Source organism: Ramlibacter pallidus, from assembly GCF_015070875.1.
GTDB classification, from domain to species: Bacteria; Pseudomonadota; Gammaproteobacteria; order Burkholderiales; family Burkholderiaceae_C; genus Ramlibacter; species Ramlibacter pallidus.
In genome coordinates this window covers 384,551-401,529 of sequence record NZ_JADDIV010000004.1, presented here as the reverse complement: position 1 = coordinate 401,529, position 16,979 = coordinate 384,551, and the positions used below count along the sequence as shown (strand labels likewise).

The window sequence follows — 16,979 nt, the reverse complement described above, 5'->3', positions numbered from 1 at the left end:
CTTCACCATGCAAGCCAAGGAAATGCGCGTCGTCCGCTCGGACCTGTGGATCAACCCTGCGTTCGACGAAGGCCTGGCGGGGCGGCCCGGCATTTCCCTGGGGATCTTTCCGGCCCGGGGGAATTCCGCGCTGGCCTGGGACATGCTGGCCACGGCGCACGTGTACCAGGTGTCGGCGGCCAAGGACGAACTTCCCAGGGAGTGGTTCGTGACGCCCGAACTCGTCGCCCGCTGTCCGAACCTGCTGTGCGTGTCGTCGTCGGGCGCCGGCTACGACACGGTCGATGTGCCTGCGTGCACGGCGGCCGGCATTGCCGTGGTGAACCAGTCCGGCGGCAACGCCGATTCGGTGGCGGAGCACACGCTGGCGATGATGCTCGCCTTGTCGCGCCGCATGATCGAGACCGATCGGCGGCTGCGCCGGGAGACGGGCTTCACGCGCGAGGACGTGATGGGCCACGAGATCAAGGGCAAGACCGTCGGCCTCGTCGGCATCGGCGAGGTGGGACGCCGGGTGAGCGCTCTCGCGAAGGCGTTCGGCCTGCAGGTGATCGCCCGCGACCCGTACGTGCCGGCCGAAGAGGTCGCGCGCCGGGGTGCCCGCAAGGTCGATCTCGACGAACTGCTCGCCCAAGCGGACGTCGTGTCGCTGCACTGCCCGCGCAACGCGACCACGCTCAGGATGATGGATGCCGCGGCTTTCGCGCGCATGAAGAAGGGCGCGATCTTCATCACCACCGCCCGCGGCGGCATCCACGACGAGGCGGCACTGGTCGATGCGCTGCGCTCCGGCCACCTGTACGGCGCCGGCGTCGACGTGTGGGACCGCGAACCGCCGCCGCTGGACCACCCCCTGCTGGCCATGGACAACGTGTTCGCCAGTTTCCACATCGCCGGGGTCACGCACGAGGCGCGCCGCAACGTCGCGGTGATGGGTGCCGAGCAGATCGTCGCCCTGGCCGCCGGCGAACGGCCGCCGCGGCTGGTGAACCCGGAAGTGTGGCCGGCCTTCCAGCAAAAGCGCGCCCGCGTGCTGGCCTGAGTGGCGGATTGCCGTCACGGGACTTGCCGCAGGATGGAAGCTGAGCGAGGATGCGGCTCCGCAGGACTGGTGGCGTGCCGACACAGAAGCAGCTTGGTCACCGGTCTGTTCCAGGATTTTCAGTGGAGGAGAAACAATGAAGCGTCGTGAACTGATGATCGGAGCAGCCGCCGCGGGCGTGCTAGGCGCGCCCCGCCTGGCGAGCGCCCAGGCCGATTTCCCGCGCAGCGGCACCCCCATCCGGTATGTCGTCCCATTCTCGCCCGGCGGCCTGACCGACATGATGGCCCGCATGGTGGGCCAGAAGCTCTCGGAATCCTGGAAGGTGCCGGTGACGGTGGACAACCGCGCCGGCGCCAACGGCCAGCTCGGCGCCGACCTGGTGGCCAAGGCGCCGCCCGACGGGAACACGGTGCTGGCGATCACGCTCACGCACGCGGCGAACGTATCGCTGTTTCCGCAGTCACCCTACAACCTGATGCGCGACCTGCGTCCGCTGGCGCTGATGGCGAGCTCGCCGATGCTGGTGGTGGTGCCCGCGAACAGCCCCATCAAGGATTTCAAGGAACTGGTCGCCGTCTCGAAGTCGCGCCAGCTCAATGCCGGATCCAGCGGCAACGGAACGCCGCCGCACCTGACGATGGCCCTGTTCAACGACCTGAACAAGAGCCGGATGACCCACGTACCGTACAAGGGCGGCGCCCCGTCGATGGTGGACCTCATCGGCGGGCAGCTGGACGTGATCTTCTCCAACTTCCCCGAGTCGATCGCGCACGTGAAGGGCGGCAAGCTGCGGGCGCTGGCGCTCTGCAGCCTTTCCCGCCACCCCATGCTGCCCGACGTGCCGACCGCCTTCGAGACGGGCATGACGGGACTCTTCGTCGAGAACTGGACAGGCGCGATGCTGCCGGCCAAGACGCCGGATGCGATCGTCGAAAAATACTCGCGCGAAGTCATCAAGATCATGTTCGGCCGCGACATCGAGGAGAAGGCGAAGCAGCAGGGCTTCCGGCTCAACCCCAAGGGTGCGGATGAATTCGCCGGCTACCTCAAGACCGAAGTGGATCGCTGGGGCCGGATCATCCGCCTGGCCAAGATCACCCCGGGCTGACCTTCAACGCGAGGCATGCACATCGATTCCATCGGTCCGAGCTCCTCAACGACACCCCCGGCGCGCACGCCCTCTGCCGCCCCGCTCCGATTGCCGGCCCGCCTGGGCCAGCTTCTGTGCCTGGACGACTTCGAAGCGGCGGCGCGGCGGCACCTGCCTCCGCCGGTGTTCGCGTACATCAGCGGCGGCGTCGAGCGCAGCGAGTCGCTGCAGGCCAACCGCGCCGCGTTCGCGGACTACGCCTTCATCCCGCGCGTGATGGTCGACATCACGAAACGCACGACGGCCGTCACCCTGCTCGGCAGCCGCTACGCGGCCCCGTTCGGCCTCGCGCCCATGGGCCTTTGCTCCTTGTCCGGCTACAACGGCGACGTCGTGCTGGCGCGGTCCGCCGCCGCCGAGAACATCCCCATGGTCATGAGTGGTGCCTCGCTCATGCGCATGGAAGAAGTGGTGGCCGCCAACCCGGATGCGTGGTTCCAGGCGTACCTGCCCGCCGACGAGGCCAGCATCGTCGCCCTCGTCGAGCGGGTGAAGGCGGCCGGTTTTCGCACCCTGGTGATCACCGCGGACACGCCGGTGAGCGGCAACCGCGAGAACATGGTGCGCGCCGGATTCTCGACCCCGCTGCGGCCGAGCCTGGGCCTCGCGTGGCACGGGATCACGCACCCGCGCTGGCTGTTCGGCAACTTCCTGCGCACGCTCGCGGAGCGCGGCATGCCTCATTTCGAAAGTGCCTATGCGCACCGCGGCGCGCCCATCCTCTCGCAGACGGCCGTGCGCGAAATGGGAGACCGCGGCCACCTGAACTGGGACTACTTCCGCACCGTCCGGAGGATCTGGCCGGGCCCGATCATCCTGAAGGGCGTCCTCGACGCGCGCGACGCCCGCCAGGCGGTGGACCACGGCGCCGACGGCATCATCGTGTCCAACCATGGCGGCCGCCAGCTCGATGGAGCGGTGGCGCCGATGCGCGTGCTGCCGCAGGTGGTCGCTGCGTGCCCGGAGGTGCCGGTGATGATCGACAGCGGCATCCGCCGCGGCAGCGACGTGCTCAAGGCGCTGGCCCTGGGCGCCCGCTTCGTGTTCGTGGGCCGGCCGTTCAACTATGCAGCGTCGGTTGCAGGGGAAGCCGGCGTGCGCCATGCCATCGCCCTCCTGCAGCAGGAGGTGTCGCGCAACATGGCGCTGCTGGGCGTGAATGCGCTTTCGGAACTCGATCGGTCGTTCCTTAGCGAGCACTGATGGGCCATCCGCCCGGTCGGCCCTGACGCCGTGCGCGACATCCTCTGGAGTGCCTCCGTCGAGCGTGCCATCGAACAGATGCCCTGGTTCGCCGGGCTGCTGCTGGTGTCGGTGGCGATCACGTCCCTGGTTTCCCGAGAACGCCTCCGGCGGCTGGGCCTGACCCGATTCCTGCTCGGCTACCTGTGCATCGCGGCCGTGCCGCTCTTTGGCGTGATCGTGCTGCGCTCGGCGCTGCGCGAAGGACTGGAACAAGCCGGGCGCGGCTGGTGGGCCGCCTTGTGGCTCAGCCTGTTCTGGATGGTGGCCTTCATCGTCGTGACACAGTGGCTCGTGCGTCGCGTGCCACCGACTCGCGGGTGGCGGCGGGACTACCTTCAGGCTGGCCGCGACATCTGGCGCGAGCGGCTGGGTCGCTGGTTGGGCGTTCGCTGGCGCGAATAACGATGAAGGCCGACTTGCCGCACATTGCGCATGTCAGCACCGATCAGGCAGTGCGATACCGCACCGGCATCGTCGACCGACACCGCGGATAGTTCACGCAACCCCAGAAGTGGCTTCCATCCTTTCCGGACACGCGATCCACCAACTTGACGCCACACGACGCACACGTAGGACGCCAGTAGTCGCCCTCATAGGCGACAGCCAGTAGCTGCTCCTGCTGCTCCTTGGAGCGTCGTGCGATCAGTCCCAGCAGACCGACGCCGTCCATGACATGGATTCCATTCTCCCTGGCGAACTCCGCCGCTGCCGGTGTGTAGGTCGAGGTCGTCGCATAAGTGCCCCGCTTCACGCCTTTGGCGGTCATGACGCCGAGGAACTCGCGCACTTCCTTCACGCCGACCTGCCGTCCAGACCAGTGTTTGCACTGGACGACGGACACCGGTCCCGTTGCGTTCTTCGAGTACAGCCAGATGTCAACGCCGCCGTCAGCGCCGTGCGACTGCGTCTTGGCCTCGAACCCAGCTTGCGCAAACAAGCGCTCGCACACCGCCTCGAAACGCCGCCACTCGATGTCCCTGAAAACCTGTGCGCTCCAGCCTTGTTGGCGCGAGGGCCTGGGGTCGTCCGATCCCGATGGGAGCAATTCCCGAGCAGTTCCAGGAGCGGCTGGAATCTCGGGTGGGAACATGTCTTTTGACCCCGGCAGCACGCCGGTCGGCCTGTCGCTTCGACCCTCAGACTCTGGTGAAAGAGAAGCAGTGCTCGTACGCGAAACGAGCCAGTGAAGTGCAAGGAGCGCCAGCCCAAGGAGGATCGCGACCCACGCAGGCGTTCTCAAGCCGTCGGCCATGGGCCTGAGCATTGGCGACGTGCCGAACAGCAGGGGCGCGCACAACAGCACGCCTCCGATGAAGACGGCGAGCAGGCCTTTGTCGAGCAACGGCTTCCCGGGTCTGCGCTTTCGTCGTGTCATATCGACTCAGGGATGCAAAACCGGTACCGCGGGCTTCGCATCCGAGGGCTGCACCTTGAAGACCGACCAGTGCCCGTTCGCTTCCTGGTGAAGGCCGAGCAGGTCATACGTCTTCACCATGTTCAACAAGCCAGAATGACCGAATGCTTGCGGGAGAAACCCGGGGTCCGTTCGCTTCAAGTACGAGCCGAGTGCGCTTAAGCCCACCTTTCCCTCGGACGCGCCACCCGCCAAAAGATCAACGGCGTCCACAACGAACTTCGGACGCCGCTTCGGCACAGGCTTGGCCGGCTCCTCTTGCTCTTCCTTGCCTGGCTGCTCGAGATCGGGCAAGACGGGTTGGGGCAACGACTGTGGTCCCGAATCGGCAAACTCGAAGAACTGATCGCTCGCGTTTCGCAAGGCCGCGGGCGTCTTGCTTTCTCCCACGATGTACACCGTGGCGCCCCGCTCACGCAGCTTCCTGGACAGATATGCGAAGTCGGAGTCACTCGTGACAACGCAAAATGTGTCCGCGCGATCGTCGAACATGGCCTCGAGCGCATCCAGCGCGAGCGCAATGTCGGAAGTGTTCTTTCCGGGAGCGTATTGGTACTGCAGGCACGGCGTGAACGCCAAACGGACCAACGCATCCCGCCACTTGTTCGCCAGCGTCTGGTGATTGCCGTATCCGCGGCGAAGAACCACACGGCCAAACTGTGCCACGACGCGCAGCGCAAACTCAGCAACGTCCGGCTCCAGATTGTCGCAGTCCACGAGAACTGCGACCCGACGGTCGGTGTCCGACATCTCGTTCTCCTCAGTCGGGATCGATCCTAGGCACCGTCTGCGATGGCCGCCAGTACCCAGCGGATCCAAGGGGGGCGAGTGCGGCTTTCAGCCCACAATCCGAGGACTACATGACGAGCCGGGCCCCCGTTGGGGAGTCAATGCGACGACCTCATGTCCCGCACGGCATGGCGGGGCATGCGAAGCATGGGCGTGATGACGGGGCCCTTCCCCACCTGGATCTCGCCGATCACCTCGAAACCATGGCCTTGATAGAAGGGGATGTTTTCCGGTTTGGACGCCTCGAGGTAAGCCAGCGCCTGTTCTTCATCGCAGCGCGCGAGCGCATGGCGCATCAACTGGGCCCCTAGACCTTGGCCTTGCGCCGTCGGATCGACGCCAATCTGGGGCAGGTACCAATGCGCTTCCCTAGGATGCGACATCTCCATTCTCTCGAACGTGGCCAGCAGGTCGTCGAGGTGTTCGCGCTGGACGCTGTCCCGGAACACTTTGTCGAGGGCGGCGTTGTCCGCCTGGGCGCCTGGAGGCAACCACAGCGCGGCGCCGCGGAAGTCTGCCGTCACATAAGCGGTGCCGTGATCGACGCAACTCCCCGCGAATGCGCGTGTCGCCACCGGCATGGTTTGCAGATAGTCACGCGCAGAGGGCCAGGCGAACCGGGCTGGAGGATCCGCCACGAACGCAGCCACAATGGTGCCGACGGCTTGCGGCAACTCCTCGGCCGTGGCGCTGCGTATCTCTATCGAAGCGTGGCTCATGTGCTCTCCTCGGACCAACACCGCCTCTCTCTGCCGCAATCCGTCCGTGCCACTTGCGTTCGAAAGGGTCGTGGCGCGCATGATATGCCGCCCTGCGACACGGACGTCAAGCAGAGGCGCCTTCCAGATCCCTGTCGAGCAGACAGTCGATGAACGCACCGAGCAGGGCCGGTCGATGCCGCCTGCTCGGGTAGTAGAGGAACAGCCCCGGACGAGAGATCGACCAGTCGGCGAGCACTTGGACCAATCGTCCTTGCGCGAGATGCTCGCCCACGCGATCACGCTCGAAGTGATAGGCAATCCCGAGACCTTCCAGCGCAGCAGCGATGCCGACATCGGCGTGGTTGGTCAAGATGGGCCCCTGCACGGGCACTTCGAGCAGCCTTCCCCTCTTCTTGAATTCCCACCGGTAGGGGCTCCCGTCCATTTGCAGGCGCCAATTGATGCAGGCGTGGGCATGCAGATCGGCCGGTGTTTTCGGCGTGCCCTGGCGTGCCAGATAGTCCGGAGAGGCCACGGCCACCATGTCCAGGTCGGGCGTGAGGCGCACGGCCACCATGTCCTTCTCGAGCCGGCCGCCGACCCGGATGCCGGCGTCGAACCGGCCGGCCACGATGTCGGCCAAGGTGTCGTCGACCACGATGTCGAGCACCACGTCGGGGAACGCGCGGTGGAACCTGGAGAGTCGCGGCGCGATGACGGTCCGCGCGGCAATGCCCAGCGTGTTGATGCGAAGCGTGCCGCTGGCCCGCCCCGCTGACTCCCCTGCCTCGGCGACGGCCGCAGCCATCTCGCGGAACAAGGGCGCGATGCGCCGGTAAAGCAGATCGCCCGCAGGCGATGGCGCAACGCTGCGTGTCGTGCGATGCAGGAGCCTGGCGCCGATCCGGCTTTCCAGCTGCCGGATCGTCTGGCTGAGTGCGGATGGCGACAGGCCCAGATGCTCGGCCGCCCGGGCAAAGCTCGCGCGCTCGACCACGGCGGCAAAAGCCTTCAACTCGGCGAAGTCCGATCCACGCATTGTGCACTCTCCGCTTCATGACGCATGAAGATTCTAGGAGATTCACTAACCACGCTCCGGCGCGCATCCTTCGGTTTCACCCACTGCAGGAGCCAACGACATGAGCTTGAGCCTTCCCGAACCGATCACTGCGTACTTCGCAGCCGAACACGACCCGGCCGCCCTGGCGCGCTGCTTCACGGCGCAAGCCGTGATGAAGGATGACGACCACACCTACGTGGGGATCGATGCCATCCAGGCCTTCATGGCCGAAGCTTCGGCCAAGTACGGCGCCACGACCGTGCCATTCGCGCTCGAGCATGACGACGGGGCGCACGTCGTTCGCGCTGAGGTCACCGGGAATTTCCCGGGGAGCCCGATTGACCTGACCTACCGCTTCCGCCTGGAACGCGGCCTCGTCGCATCCCTGGAGATCGCGGCATGAGCTTCGACCTTCAACTGCATGGGAAGCGTGTGCTGGTCACTGGCGGCACGAAGGGGCTGGGAGCCGCGGTGGTCTCCAGCCTGCGCGAGGCCGGAGCGCATGTGATGACGACTGCGCGCTCCATGCCCGCGAAGCCGCAGGAAGGCGTGGCCTATGTCCAGGGCGACCTGTCGACGGCCGAAGGCGTGGCAACGGTCGCCCGGGCGGTGGAGGAGCGATGGGGCGCGGTCGACATCCTGGTCAACTCCGTGGGTGGCTCGAGCGCGCCGGCAGGTGGCTTTGCGGCCCTCGACGACGAGGCGTGGTTCAGGGAGCTGAACCTCAACTTCATGTCCGCAGTCCGCCTCGACCGCGCCCTGCTGCCCGCCATGCTGGCCCGAGGCAGCGGCGTGATCTTGCACGTGACTTCGATCCAGCGCGTGCTTCCGCTCCCCGAATCGACCACTGCTTACGCAGCGGCGAAGAGCGCCCTCTCGACATATAGCAAGTCCTTGTCGAAGGAGGTGACACCCAAGGGTGTGCGCGTCCTGCGCGTCGCACCCGGCTGGATCGAGACCGAGGCCTCGGTCGCATTTGCCGAGCGGATCGCCGCACAAGCCGGAACGGACTACGAGGGCGGCAAGAAGATCGTCATGGACGGGCTCGGCGGGATTCCCGTCGGCCGGCCGGCCAAGCCGCATGAAGTGGCCGACCTGATCACCTTCCTGGTCTCTCCGCGTGCAGCATCGGTGGCGGGCTCGGAACACGTGGTCGATGGAGGGACGGTTCCGACGGTATGACGGAGCGTCAACATCACGTCGATGCGTGATGTGGGGCTTCGGCCGCCTGCTGGCCGTCATGTCGCGCGGCGTGTGCCGCGACCTGGATGATCCCGTGCATGTAGGTGGCCTCGAAGGCCATCCATTGCAGCGCCAGCTGGACGAACCCGGGTGCGAGGTGCACCGCGCCGTCGGCGCCGCGCAGCGCCAGCAGGCCGCGCTGCTCCGCCGGCCCGAGCGCGTTGCGCACCGTGGCGCGCGCGATCTCGAAGCGCTGGGCCAGCGCAGACACCGTCACCGGCGCCGAAGCGCCCTGCCCGTCCGGCCGCATGGCCTCCACCACGGCCAGGAAGACGTGGTAGCCGTGCTTGCGCAGCATGAATTCCTGGATCACCGGAAAGCGCTCGGTCGGCGTGAAGTTCTCGCGCACGTGGCAGCGGATGCGGCAGGCCAGCACCTCGTACACCAGTTCCGGCGCCGGCAGGCCGTCCGGCGGGACCGGCGGCGGCAGCACGTCCGCGCTGCCACGCAGGAAGGCTCGCACCCAGTGCTGGAACATGTCCACCAGCAGCGGCGTCGGCTCCAGGGGCCGCACGCGCCGGTCGCCCGTGGCTTGCGCAGGCACGACCTGCTGCAGCAGTCCGCGGTTGCGGCACCAGCCCAGCATGTCGCGGATGTGCGAATCGCCCGCGAAGCTGTCGGTGCCCCGCGCGCCGAACAGCGTGCGCAGCGCCTTGAGCGTGACGCCGCTGCGCGGGTCCGTCCGGTCGCGCACATGGTGCAGGTACATGCAGAACACCAGCAGGATGTAGATGGGCGTGTCGTGCACGACGCGCTTGGCCACCGGCACCTCTTCCAGGGAGCGCAGCACTTCGGCCGCGAGCTTGCGGGCGGCCTGCGCGTGGGCGGCCTGGCCTGCCAGCTGCTGCGCCGCAGCATAGAGCCGCTCACGGTCCAGCGTCCCGGGGAGCCACTCCCCGGGATCCGCTCGCAGCCAGGCCACGGGGCCAGCCGCACTCCCCGCGCGGTTCGAACACATGGTGTTGAAGTTTGCCATTCCATCCGGCTTGCACCGACCGGAGACTCCGCGCCATGAAGTTGAATCGCCAAACCGGGGCCGCGGGCGTCGCCATCGCGAAGGATTCCCCGTGAACCACATCTACCGTTCCGTCTTCAACCACAGCCTCGGCGCCTGGCAGGCGGTCTCCGAGCTGGGGCGGCAGGGCCGCGGCGGGCGGTCGCGGGGGCTGGTTCGCACCGGAGCGGTCGCCGTCCTGGCGGCCGCCGGCGCGGCCGCCCCCGGCGATGCGGCGGCGGCGTGCCAAGTCTCGGGTCCCAGCTTCGCATTCACCTATGGCACCACGGTCGTCGGGCCCGCTTCGGCCCCCGACAACTGCGTCGACTGGACCCTCCCCATCACCATCAACGGTGGTGAACTCACCCTCGCTGCGGGCCCGGTCCAGATCAACCAGATCGGCGGCTTCAGCGGCACGGCGGACTGGAGCTTCTACATGGCGTCGCCCGGCGTGACCTGGGCGATCGTGACGGACAGCCCCGGGGCGACCGGCACGGTGACGTTGCGCACGGACGCGCACGCGGCGACCCTGCAGATCGGAAACGGCGGGACCACGGGCAGCTACGCGGGCAACATCTCCATCGCCACGGCCGGCGCGAGCGTGGTCTTCAAGCGCTCCGACCACGTGACCTACGGCCAGGACATCTCCGGCACCGGCCGGCTGGTGCAGGCCGGGTCCGGGGTGCTCACGCTGGCGGGCGACAACAGCGGCTTCACCGGCACCACCGAAGTGAGCAACGGCACGTTGGCGCTGGCGTCGGCCAACAGCATCGGCAGCGGCACGCTGTCGCTGCAGGGCGGACAGCTCACTGCGCTGGACACCATGACGATCGCGCCGCCGGTCACGGTCTTCGGGGCCGGCAAGACCAGCACCGTCACCGCGGTGACGGGCCAGACCCTGACCCTGGCGCCCACCGACCTGCAACTGGAGGCGGGCGCGGTCGCCCGGTTCGGCAGCGCCACCGACAGCGGCACGGTCGTCCTGGCGCCGGGCACCGCGACGTTCGTCGACACGACCGGCCGTGTGGAAATCGCAGGTGGCACCCTGCGTGTGGGTAACACCTTCGGCTCGGGCCACCTTGGGCGCGCGGCCGGCGTCACCGTCGGCGCGGGCACCACGCTGGACCTCGACACCTTCTCCACCGGCATCAAGGACCTGCAAGGCAGCGGCACCCTCGTGACGGGAGTGGGTGGCACGCTGGCGCTGGAGACCGGGGACTTCGCCGGTGCGATCACCGGGGGCGGCCGCCTTTCCAAGGCGGGCACCGGCGTGCTGGTGCTGTCCGGCGACAACAGCTACAGCGGCACGACGACGGTCCTGCAGGGCGAACTGCGCGTCGGCAACGGCGGCACCAGCGGCAGCCTCGGCGCCGGTGCGCTCAGCAACGCGGGCAACGTCGTCTTCGACCGCTCCGACACGCACGTCGTCGCCACCGACCTGGGGGGCGCCGGCACCTATGCCAAGCAGGGCACAGGCACCACCATCCTGACGGGCGCCAACACGTACAGCGGCACCACGACCATCACCGCCGGCACGCTGCAGGTGGGCAATGGCGGCACGACGGGTTCGCTGGGTTCGGGCAACGTCACCAACAACGGCGCGCTGGCGTTCAACCGCAGCGACACGGTGTCGCTGGCCAATGTCATCAGCGGTACGGGATCCCTGACGCAAGCCGGTTCCGGCAACCTGGTGCTCATCGGCGCCAGCACGTACACGGGTGGAACCTTCGTCAACGCCGGCACACTGTCGGTCAACGGCTCGATCGTCGGCCACACGACGGTCAACAGCGGTGGCACCCTGGGTGGCACGGGGACCGTGGGCAGCGTGGCCATCGCCTCCGGCGGCACGCTGGCGCCCGGGAACTCCATCGGGACGCTCAACGTCAACGGCAACCTGAGCTTCGCGCCGGGTTCCGTGTACCGCGTCGAAGCCAACGCCACGGGTGCGGCGGACCGTGTGAACACCGTCGGCGCGGGCACCATCCACATCGACGGCGGCACGGTCGACGTGCAAGCCCGCGGCGGAGGCTACCGGCGCAACACCGCCTACACGATCCTGAGCTCGGGCGGCTCCACCACCGGCCAATTCGACGGCGTCACCAGCAACCTCGCGTTCCTCACGCCCTCGCTGGCCTACTCGGCCGACGGCGTCGTGCTGAACCTGCAGTCCAGCGCGGCCCAGCTCTATTCCAGCGCGGCAAGGACGCCCAATCAGACAGCGGTGGCGAACTACCTGCAAGGCATGGTCGACACGCCCGGCGCCGCGGCGGCGCTGATCCAGCAGGTCGACAACATGACGGCGGACCAAGCCGCAGCGAGTTTCGAGTCGATGGCAGGCAGTGCACACGCGTCGGCCAGCCAGGTCGCTTCGGCGCTGGGCCGCAACTTCTCTGCCTCCCTCGCCTCGCGCAGCGGCTTCAGCACCAGCGGCCTGGGCAACGCCATGAACGACTGGAGCCAGGTGCGCTACGCCAGCCTGGCGCCCGTCGAAACGTCCCTGGCCTCCCCGCAAGAGCGCGGCCTGTGGGTCCAGGCCCTGGGCGCCGGCGGCCGCATGGATCCGGACGGCAACGCCGCAGGTTCCCGGTACCGCAACGGCGGCCTCGTCCTGGGCTACGACCAACCCGTCACCGGCCATTGGCTGGCGGGCGGCGCCCTCGGCTACAGCACCAGCCGATGGCACGCCACCAGCGGCGACGCCGCCAGCGGCAAGATCGAATCGCCGCAGGCCGGCGTGTATGCACGCTTCACCACGGACTCGGCCCGCGTGCGCCTGGACGGCACCTTCTCCAGCCACGACTTCACCACCGACCGGACGGTCAACATCGCAGGGGTCGGCGCCACGGCCAACTCGAGGCACAAGGGCCGCGAATGGGGCCTGGCGGGCCAGGTCGAGATGCCGATCCAGGTCGGCGAATGGGAACTGCGTCCCCTTGCGGGCCTGCGCTACGCGCACCTGAAAGAAGACGGCTTCAACGAGACCGGCACGAGCCCGGCCAACCTGGCCGTTGCGGAACGCACGACGCAAAACACGCTGCTCTCCGCCGGCTTGCACTTCGTGCGTCCGTTCAATGGAGGCAAGGCCGGCCTGGAACTGCGCGCGATCGCCTCGCACCTTGCCGGCGACAACGACTCTCCCGTCACCGCCGGCCTGATCGGTCAGCCAGGCAGCTTCACCGCCACGGGCGTGCCCCTGCGGCGCAATGCGCTGACCTTGGGCGCCACCGTCTCCGGCCAGTTCACGCGCAACGTCGCCGCCTATCTGGACGCGAACTACGAAGTTCGCGGCTCGGGACAGAACGCGTATCAGGTCACGGGGGGCGTGCGCGTCAGTTTCTGAGTTCGGGCGGCGGGGGTGCAGTCGTTCGCGCGGACTGGTGTGACGGCTGCCTCCGGTCCGCAGCGGACATCCGCCAGCCAACCTACGCCATCAAATTGAAGAAGTGATCCGCGGAACAGGCCGCGGTGAGTGGCTGCAGCGGGAATGCTAGCCAAGGTGCGTCCACGTTCGACCTTCCAAGACGTGACAGCACGGTGTCGGCGATGCCAGGCCTCAGACGGCCCCGGTGGTCCAGAACCTGTCCCCAAACGGAGCTGCCGTTCAAGTGGAGGGGCCAGGTCGGCGACGTCAACGATGCAATGTACGTTTCCGGGAAAAGACTCCTGTAGGCTCGCAGGTGATAGAGCCAGGAGAGACCTCGCACTTGCCGGACTTCCGGGTGGAGCCGCCGTACGTCGTGGAACAAGGCCCGCAATTCGTCGCGGCGTTCCGGAAGACTGCTCTCGGCGAGCGGACTTGTCTCCCTGTGCCGCTCTTCAGGCATGAAGTGGAGGCGCAACGTGCCCTGCGCATCGGGCGGATCGTACGTGAAGCACCCATAAGGCGAACGATCCCGCGGGGAAGCCTGGTCGTGGGCTGCCATTGCAATCCGCAGAAGGTCCGCATGCCTTGGGCAGTCTCGGACCTGGTCCAAGAATGCCGCCCAACGGGAATCTCCAACGGACCCCCAAAGACCGAAGCGGCGACGCAAGTTGGTGCAACGGGCGATGGCCTCGTCAAGCGGGGCGCCGGTGAGCTCGGCGTACCGCGCGGTAAAGCGAAGTTGAAGGTCGAAGTAGTCCTCGAAGAGGTGGCCGGTCACATGCGGATTATTGGCAGATGAGGAGCGACCGGGAATTTGCCTTCGAGGCCGCGCTACGCTTCTCTTCAGGGTACGGATGGCTTGGACGCTCTTCGCCAAAAGCCGCTCCTGGCCGGGAGCGGACATTTGACCTTGGAGGCTCCGACGTTTGCCGATGACCGCTCCAGACTGGATGCGGTCATTCAGGTCGGGGCGCAAGATAGCGCGGCTCCCCGAAACAAGACAATGTCTCACAGGCATGGCAGGCGGCGGGGGCCGGCCTAGAGCGGAGCAAAAAGGAATCTGCTGGCGCCCCACCAACTAGCGCTAAGAGCCTGCGGCGAAGCGCTGATCCTGCAGACGCGGGCGGAGGCTCCAGCCCATCCTTAGGGTGAAGTCGACCCATCGCGAAATCGGACCGCGCGTGGGACTGCGAGAGAAGACTGTCTTTGAATTTCCGCTGGCCGTAGGAAGGCGATGCACCGAAGGAATCCGCAAGCATCCAAGTCGTCAGCCGCGAGCTAGCGAATGAACGGATTCCCGTCCAAGTACGGCCGAATACGGCACCACTCAACTACTTTCAGCTCCCTGTCGAGTAGCTGCACCTCCTCCAACACTTGAATGCAGTCGAATACCTCCGGGGTGGCAAACGATTGACCCACTAGATCAGTTGCAAAGCGAAAGCGCTGGTCCATGGTGCCATGCAGAATCTTGTCGTCGGCTTCAAACAGCGAGAACGTTAGGCTGGTAGCGAACCGAGGGGGAACTGTGAAATCAAACGCTGCATCGGTGTAGTGCTCTTTGTAAGACGCCAGAAGTGCATTGAGGTCGTGCGTACGCGAAACGGATCGTCCAGAAGCATCCAGTGCTGCCTTGAGGAACAGCTCGATGCCTTGCCTCGCAAGGTGAACTATCACGCGGCTCGACGAATACTGGGAAGAAAATTCCTCCTCGAGCATCTTCTCGCACAGCACTCTCGCCGCTTCTATGAAAGCTCGCGACAGCCAGAAACTTCTGTCCCATGGCGCGAGGTCCGCTAGCTCCTGCGAATAGGATAGTTCAGGGATAGGTTTGGTCATAGTTCGGCAAGACCGCGTCGACTGAGTAAGGAATGCAAGGCGACAATCCTTGGGAAAGAATTGTGTTCATATCAAACCTGCTGAGCCGCCACCTTCATTCGACAGTCGTGCGTCACGTGAGACCCAGTTTGTGGAAGAAGATCCGATTTCGCATCTGCGCATCGCGAAGGATCTTGTCCCAGCTGAGCACTTCGACGTAGAGGTTGATGTTGTCGAACCAGTTGAACCAGCCCAATCCGTCCGGCATTCGCTTGAAGTTCTTCTCAGTCTTAAGCCACTCTTCCACTTTTGCGCTGAGGTCGCAGACCACGTATCCATAGAAGGGCGTCGTGTCGGACACATGAATGTTCCTGCCCTCCGGCGTTCTGAACTTTCCCGCACGGATGCTGTTGACATACCGGATCACCTGTTGCACGGGATCATCGGAGGAACTGGCATTGGTGAAGTCGTCCCGTTGAGGCCGCTTGAACTCGAAGATCGTGACGGGGTTGCTCGGCTCGTTGTCGCCGCGGAATGCCACAGGGCGCTCGAAGGCTGCAATATCCGGTCTGTCGTTTGCGCCGGTGAGCGGAAGGTCGGACGACAAATAGGTCGTGAATGTCAACCGTTCGTCAAGAATCCAAAGGTTGTGAGCCTCGTACCGGGTGGTCTGGTCATCCGTCCGCTTGGGGAAGATGACTTGGTGGACGGTACCCTCGGTCTCGTACTTTCCGTCGCCACGCAACTGAAGGCTTTTCTCGAACAGCTCCAAGACGTACCGCCGAAGCGCAACATAGTGGACCAGCTCACTCTGGCTGCTCTGTGAAATCCGCTCGGCAAGTTGGGCCGCCTTGTTCCGTACGTCGTCGAGGTCGTTGCTCGCCAACAGTTGAGTGACATCGCGGCGAACACGCACCTCAGTCTCGTATTTCTGCAGGTGTAGGTAACTCTCCATCTGCTCTTCGCTCGCGTTCATGGGCAGCCGGGTGATGTCCATCTCCTTGAGCGTCGTCTTGTGCCATGGCGCCTTCTCGTCCGCGTACCGCTGCAACGCAGCCTTCTTCCGATCCTGGCGCGAGGTCACTTGGTCCGCGACTGCGGCCCTGGCCAGTTCAGCCGCCTCACGCTCAATTTCGACCTGCGAGATTCCGAATGCGACGTCATTCTCCTTCTGGAACTCAAAAGCGCCGCGCTCAAGCAAGACGTTCCGATCCAGGTACTCTCCGAACACGTAAGCCCGAAGGATGAAGTTCCGACCGCGGCCGCCCGCTGAAGCAGGCGGCTCGGCAAACTCGTCCGCGAACTCCGGCACGTACACGGCGATGGATGTCTCCGTTACCTCCCGCTTGTGCGCAACCAAACTGATCTTGCTGATCTTGTTTCGCGGCGCGTACAGCTTGAATACGCGAACGCGAAAGCTCTCGCGGCCAAGAGATCCCTCAAGTTTGAATTCCTGTTGCGCCAAGGGCATCTCGACGATGTCAGGGTCCTCGCTGCGCAGGTAGCCGTTAAGTGAGATCGAGCTCGATCCGTCCTCCTCGGTCAACGTGATCTCAGGGCACACGTAGCCTTCGGTCGTGAAATACGGGAGCAAGACTTCCACCAGCCCTTTGGCGATGGTGGAGAGTTTCTGGGGGAGCTGTCCGGTGAGCTCACCTCGCAACAGGACTTTGGCATAGGCGCGCTCCTCGGTAGAGGGCTCTACTGTCTCCTTGACGATGATGTCGTTGTTCTTGCCCATCGAGAACGAACGCAGCCAATACGCCCCTTCCTCGGCGTAGGCGCTTTCAACTTGAACGCTGTCAAAGTACTTGAGCCAGGTGAAACGTCCAAAGCCCTTTCCGCCAATCGCAAGTTTCTGATCGCTGTAGAGGGTATCGAAGGAATCGCGGTTGGCCTTGGTGAAGCCGACGCCGGTATCAGTCACGGCGACATCGACCACGCGCGACTCATCATCGATCTCTTGCTGCGGCGAACGCTTGATAGACACGACGATGTGTCCGTCAGTCCGGTTCGTCAGTTCAATCGCCTGTATCGAGTTGACCACAGCCTCCACGATCGGCGTGAAAACCGTTGTGGTGGACCGGATATTTTTGACAGCGCGTTCAATGTTGATGCTGCTCATGGGAAGGCTCCTCAGCGACCATGTTACAGCCCTCG

At 65.7% G+C, this 16,979-nt stretch carries 14 protein-coding genes; 7 read left to right on the top strand and 7 right to left on the bottom strand.

The window, feature by feature from the left end; all coding sequences use genetic code 11:
* Positions 1 to 7: 7 nt before the first annotated feature.
* From IM787_RS15110 to IM787_RS15095, 4 genes are all read left to right on the top strand, one after another.
* Positions 8 to 1,042, top strand: a complete 1,035-nt coding sequence (locus IM787_RS15110; protein ID WP_193677506.1) for a hydroxyacid dehydrogenase — start codon at positions 8 to 10, stop codon at positions 1,040 to 1,042.
* 136 nt (positions 1,043 to 1,178) lie between these two features.
* Positions 1,179 to 2,153: a Bug family tripartite tricarboxylate transporter substrate binding protein gene (locus tag IM787_RS15105; protein ID WP_193677505.1), complete on the top strand. Its 975-nt coding sequence runs from the start codon at positions 1,179 to 1,181 to the stop codon at positions 2,151 to 2,153.
* Between the two features lie 15 nt (positions 2,154 to 2,168).
* Positions 2,169 to 3,398 (top strand): alpha-hydroxy acid oxidase, encoded by a 1,230-nt coding sequence (locus tag IM787_RS15100; protein WP_193677504.1) that lies wholly within the window; start codon positions 2,169 to 2,171, stop codon positions 3,396 to 3,398.
* 30 nt (positions 3,399 to 3,428) lie between these two features.
* On the top strand, positions 3,429 to 3,842 hold the full coding sequence (locus IM787_RS15095; protein ID WP_193677503.1) for a hypothetical protein: 414 nt from the start codon (positions 3,429 to 3,431) through the stop codon (positions 3,840 to 3,842).
* A 43-nt stretch (positions 3,843 to 3,885) separates the two neighbouring features.
* Here the strand turns inward: IM787_RS15095 and IM787_RS15090 are convergent, their stop codons facing one another.
* The 4 genes from IM787_RS15090 to IM787_RS15075 form a co-directional block, all read right to left on the bottom strand.
* A complete protein-coding gene (locus IM787_RS15090; protein ID WP_227494391.1) occupies positions 3,886 to 4,782 on the bottom strand; it encodes a restriction endonuclease in 897 nt (298 codons plus the stop codon).
* A gap of 39 nt (positions 4,783 to 4,821) precedes the next feature.
* Complete coding sequence (locus tag IM787_RS15085; protein ID WP_193677501.1) at positions 4,822 to 5,604, bottom strand: NYN domain-containing protein; 783 nt, start codon at positions 5,602 to 5,604, stop codon at positions 4,822 to 4,824.
* Between the two features lie 137 nt (positions 5,605 to 5,741).
* Complete coding sequence (locus IM787_RS15080) at positions 5,742 to 6,362, bottom strand: GNAT family N-acetyltransferase (protein WP_193677500.1); 621 nt, start codon at positions 6,360 to 6,362, stop codon at positions 5,742 to 5,744.
* A 106-nt stretch (positions 6,363 to 6,468) separates the two neighbouring features.
* Positions 6,469 to 7,383 carry a LysR family transcriptional regulator gene (locus tag IM787_RS15075; RefSeq protein ID WP_193677499.1) on the bottom strand — a complete coding sequence of 305 codons (915 nt, stop codon included), beginning with the start codon at positions 7,381 to 7,383 and terminating at the stop codon, positions 6,469 to 6,471.
* A 100-nt stretch (positions 7,384 to 7,483) separates the two neighbouring features.
* Here IM787_RS15075 and IM787_RS15070 point away from each other — a divergent pair, with 100 nt between their 5' ends.
* Complete coding sequence (locus IM787_RS15070) at positions 7,484 to 7,807, top strand: nuclear transport factor 2 family protein (protein WP_193677498.1); 324 nt, start codon at positions 7,484 to 7,486, stop codon at positions 7,805 to 7,807.
* Positions 7,804 to 8,586 carry an SDR family oxidoreductase gene (locus IM787_RS15065; protein ID WP_193677497.1) on the top strand — a complete coding sequence of 261 codons (783 nt, stop codon included), beginning with the start codon at positions 7,804 to 7,806 and terminating at the stop codon, positions 8,584 to 8,586. The genes IM787_RS15070 and IM787_RS15065 overlap by 4 nt, the downstream gene beginning before the upstream one ends.
* 13 nt (positions 8,587 to 8,599) lie before the next feature.
* Here IM787_RS15065 and IM787_RS15060 read toward each other — a convergent pair whose 3' ends face one another.
* Entirely contained in the window at positions 8,600 to 9,568 is a 969-nt protein-coding gene (locus IM787_RS15060) for an IclR family transcriptional regulator (RefSeq protein WP_193677496.1), read from the bottom strand.
* A 145-nt stretch (positions 9,569 to 9,713) separates the two neighbouring features.
* On the opposite strand from IM787_RS15060, the gene IM787_RS15055 reads away from it, so the two are divergent.
* Positions 9,714 to 12,980, top strand: a complete 3,267-nt coding sequence (locus IM787_RS15055) for an autotransporter domain-containing protein (protein WP_193677495.1) — start codon at positions 9,714 to 9,716, stop codon at positions 12,978 to 12,980.
* Between the two features lie 1,302 nt (positions 12,981 to 14,282).
* Here IM787_RS15055 and IM787_RS15050 read toward each other — a convergent pair.
* Complete coding sequence (locus IM787_RS15050) at positions 14,283 to 14,840, bottom strand: HEPN domain-containing protein (protein WP_193677494.1); 558 nt, start codon at positions 14,838 to 14,840, stop codon at positions 14,283 to 14,285.
* Between the two features lie 112 nt (positions 14,841 to 14,952).
* A complete protein-coding gene (locus IM787_RS15045) occupies positions 14,953 to 16,944 on the bottom strand; it encodes an ATP-binding protein (RefSeq protein ID WP_193677493.1) in 1,992 nt (663 codons plus the stop codon).
* Positions 16,945 to 16,979 lie beyond the last annotated feature (35 nt).

Bases quoted from the DNA above. Each gene is read 5' to 3' on its own strand.
- IM787_RS15110 (WP_193677506.1), top strand. From the start codon at position 8: ATGCAAGCCAAGGAAATGCGCGTCGTCCGCTCGGACCTGTGGATCAAC.
- IM787_RS15105 (WP_193677505.1), top strand. From the start codon at position 1,179: ATGAAGCGTCGTGAACTGATGATCGGAGCAGCCGCCGCGGGCGTGCTA.
- IM787_RS15100 (WP_193677504.1), top strand. From the start codon at position 2,169: ATGCACATCGATTCCATCGGTCCGAGCTCCTCAACGACACCCCCGGCG.
- IM787_RS15085 (WP_193677501.1), bottom strand. From the start codon at position 5,604: ATGTCGGACACCGACCGTCGGGTCGCAGTTCTCGTGGACTGCGACAAT.
- IM787_RS15080 (WP_193677500.1), bottom strand. From the start codon at position 6,362: ATGAGCCACGCTTCGATAGAGATACGCAGCGCCACGGCCGAGGAGTTG.
- IM787_RS15075 (WP_193677499.1), bottom strand. From the start codon at position 7,383: ATGCGTGGATCGGACTTCGCCGAGTTGAAGGCTTTTGCCGCCGTGGTC.
- IM787_RS15070 (WP_193677498.1), top strand. From the start codon at position 7,484: ATGAGCTTGAGCCTTCCCGAACCGATCACTGCGTACTTCGCAGCCGAA.
- IM787_RS15065 (WP_193677497.1), top strand. From the start codon at position 7,804: ATGAGCTTCGACCTTCAACTGCATGGGAAGCGTGTGCTGGTCACTGGC.
- IM787_RS15050 (WP_193677494.1), bottom strand. From the start codon at position 14,840: ATGACCAAACCTATCCCTGAACTATCCTATTCGCAGGAGCTAGCGGAC.
- IM787_RS15045 (WP_193677493.1), bottom strand. From the start codon at position 16,944: ATGAGCAGCATCAACATTGAACGCGCTGTCAAAAATATCCGGTCCACC.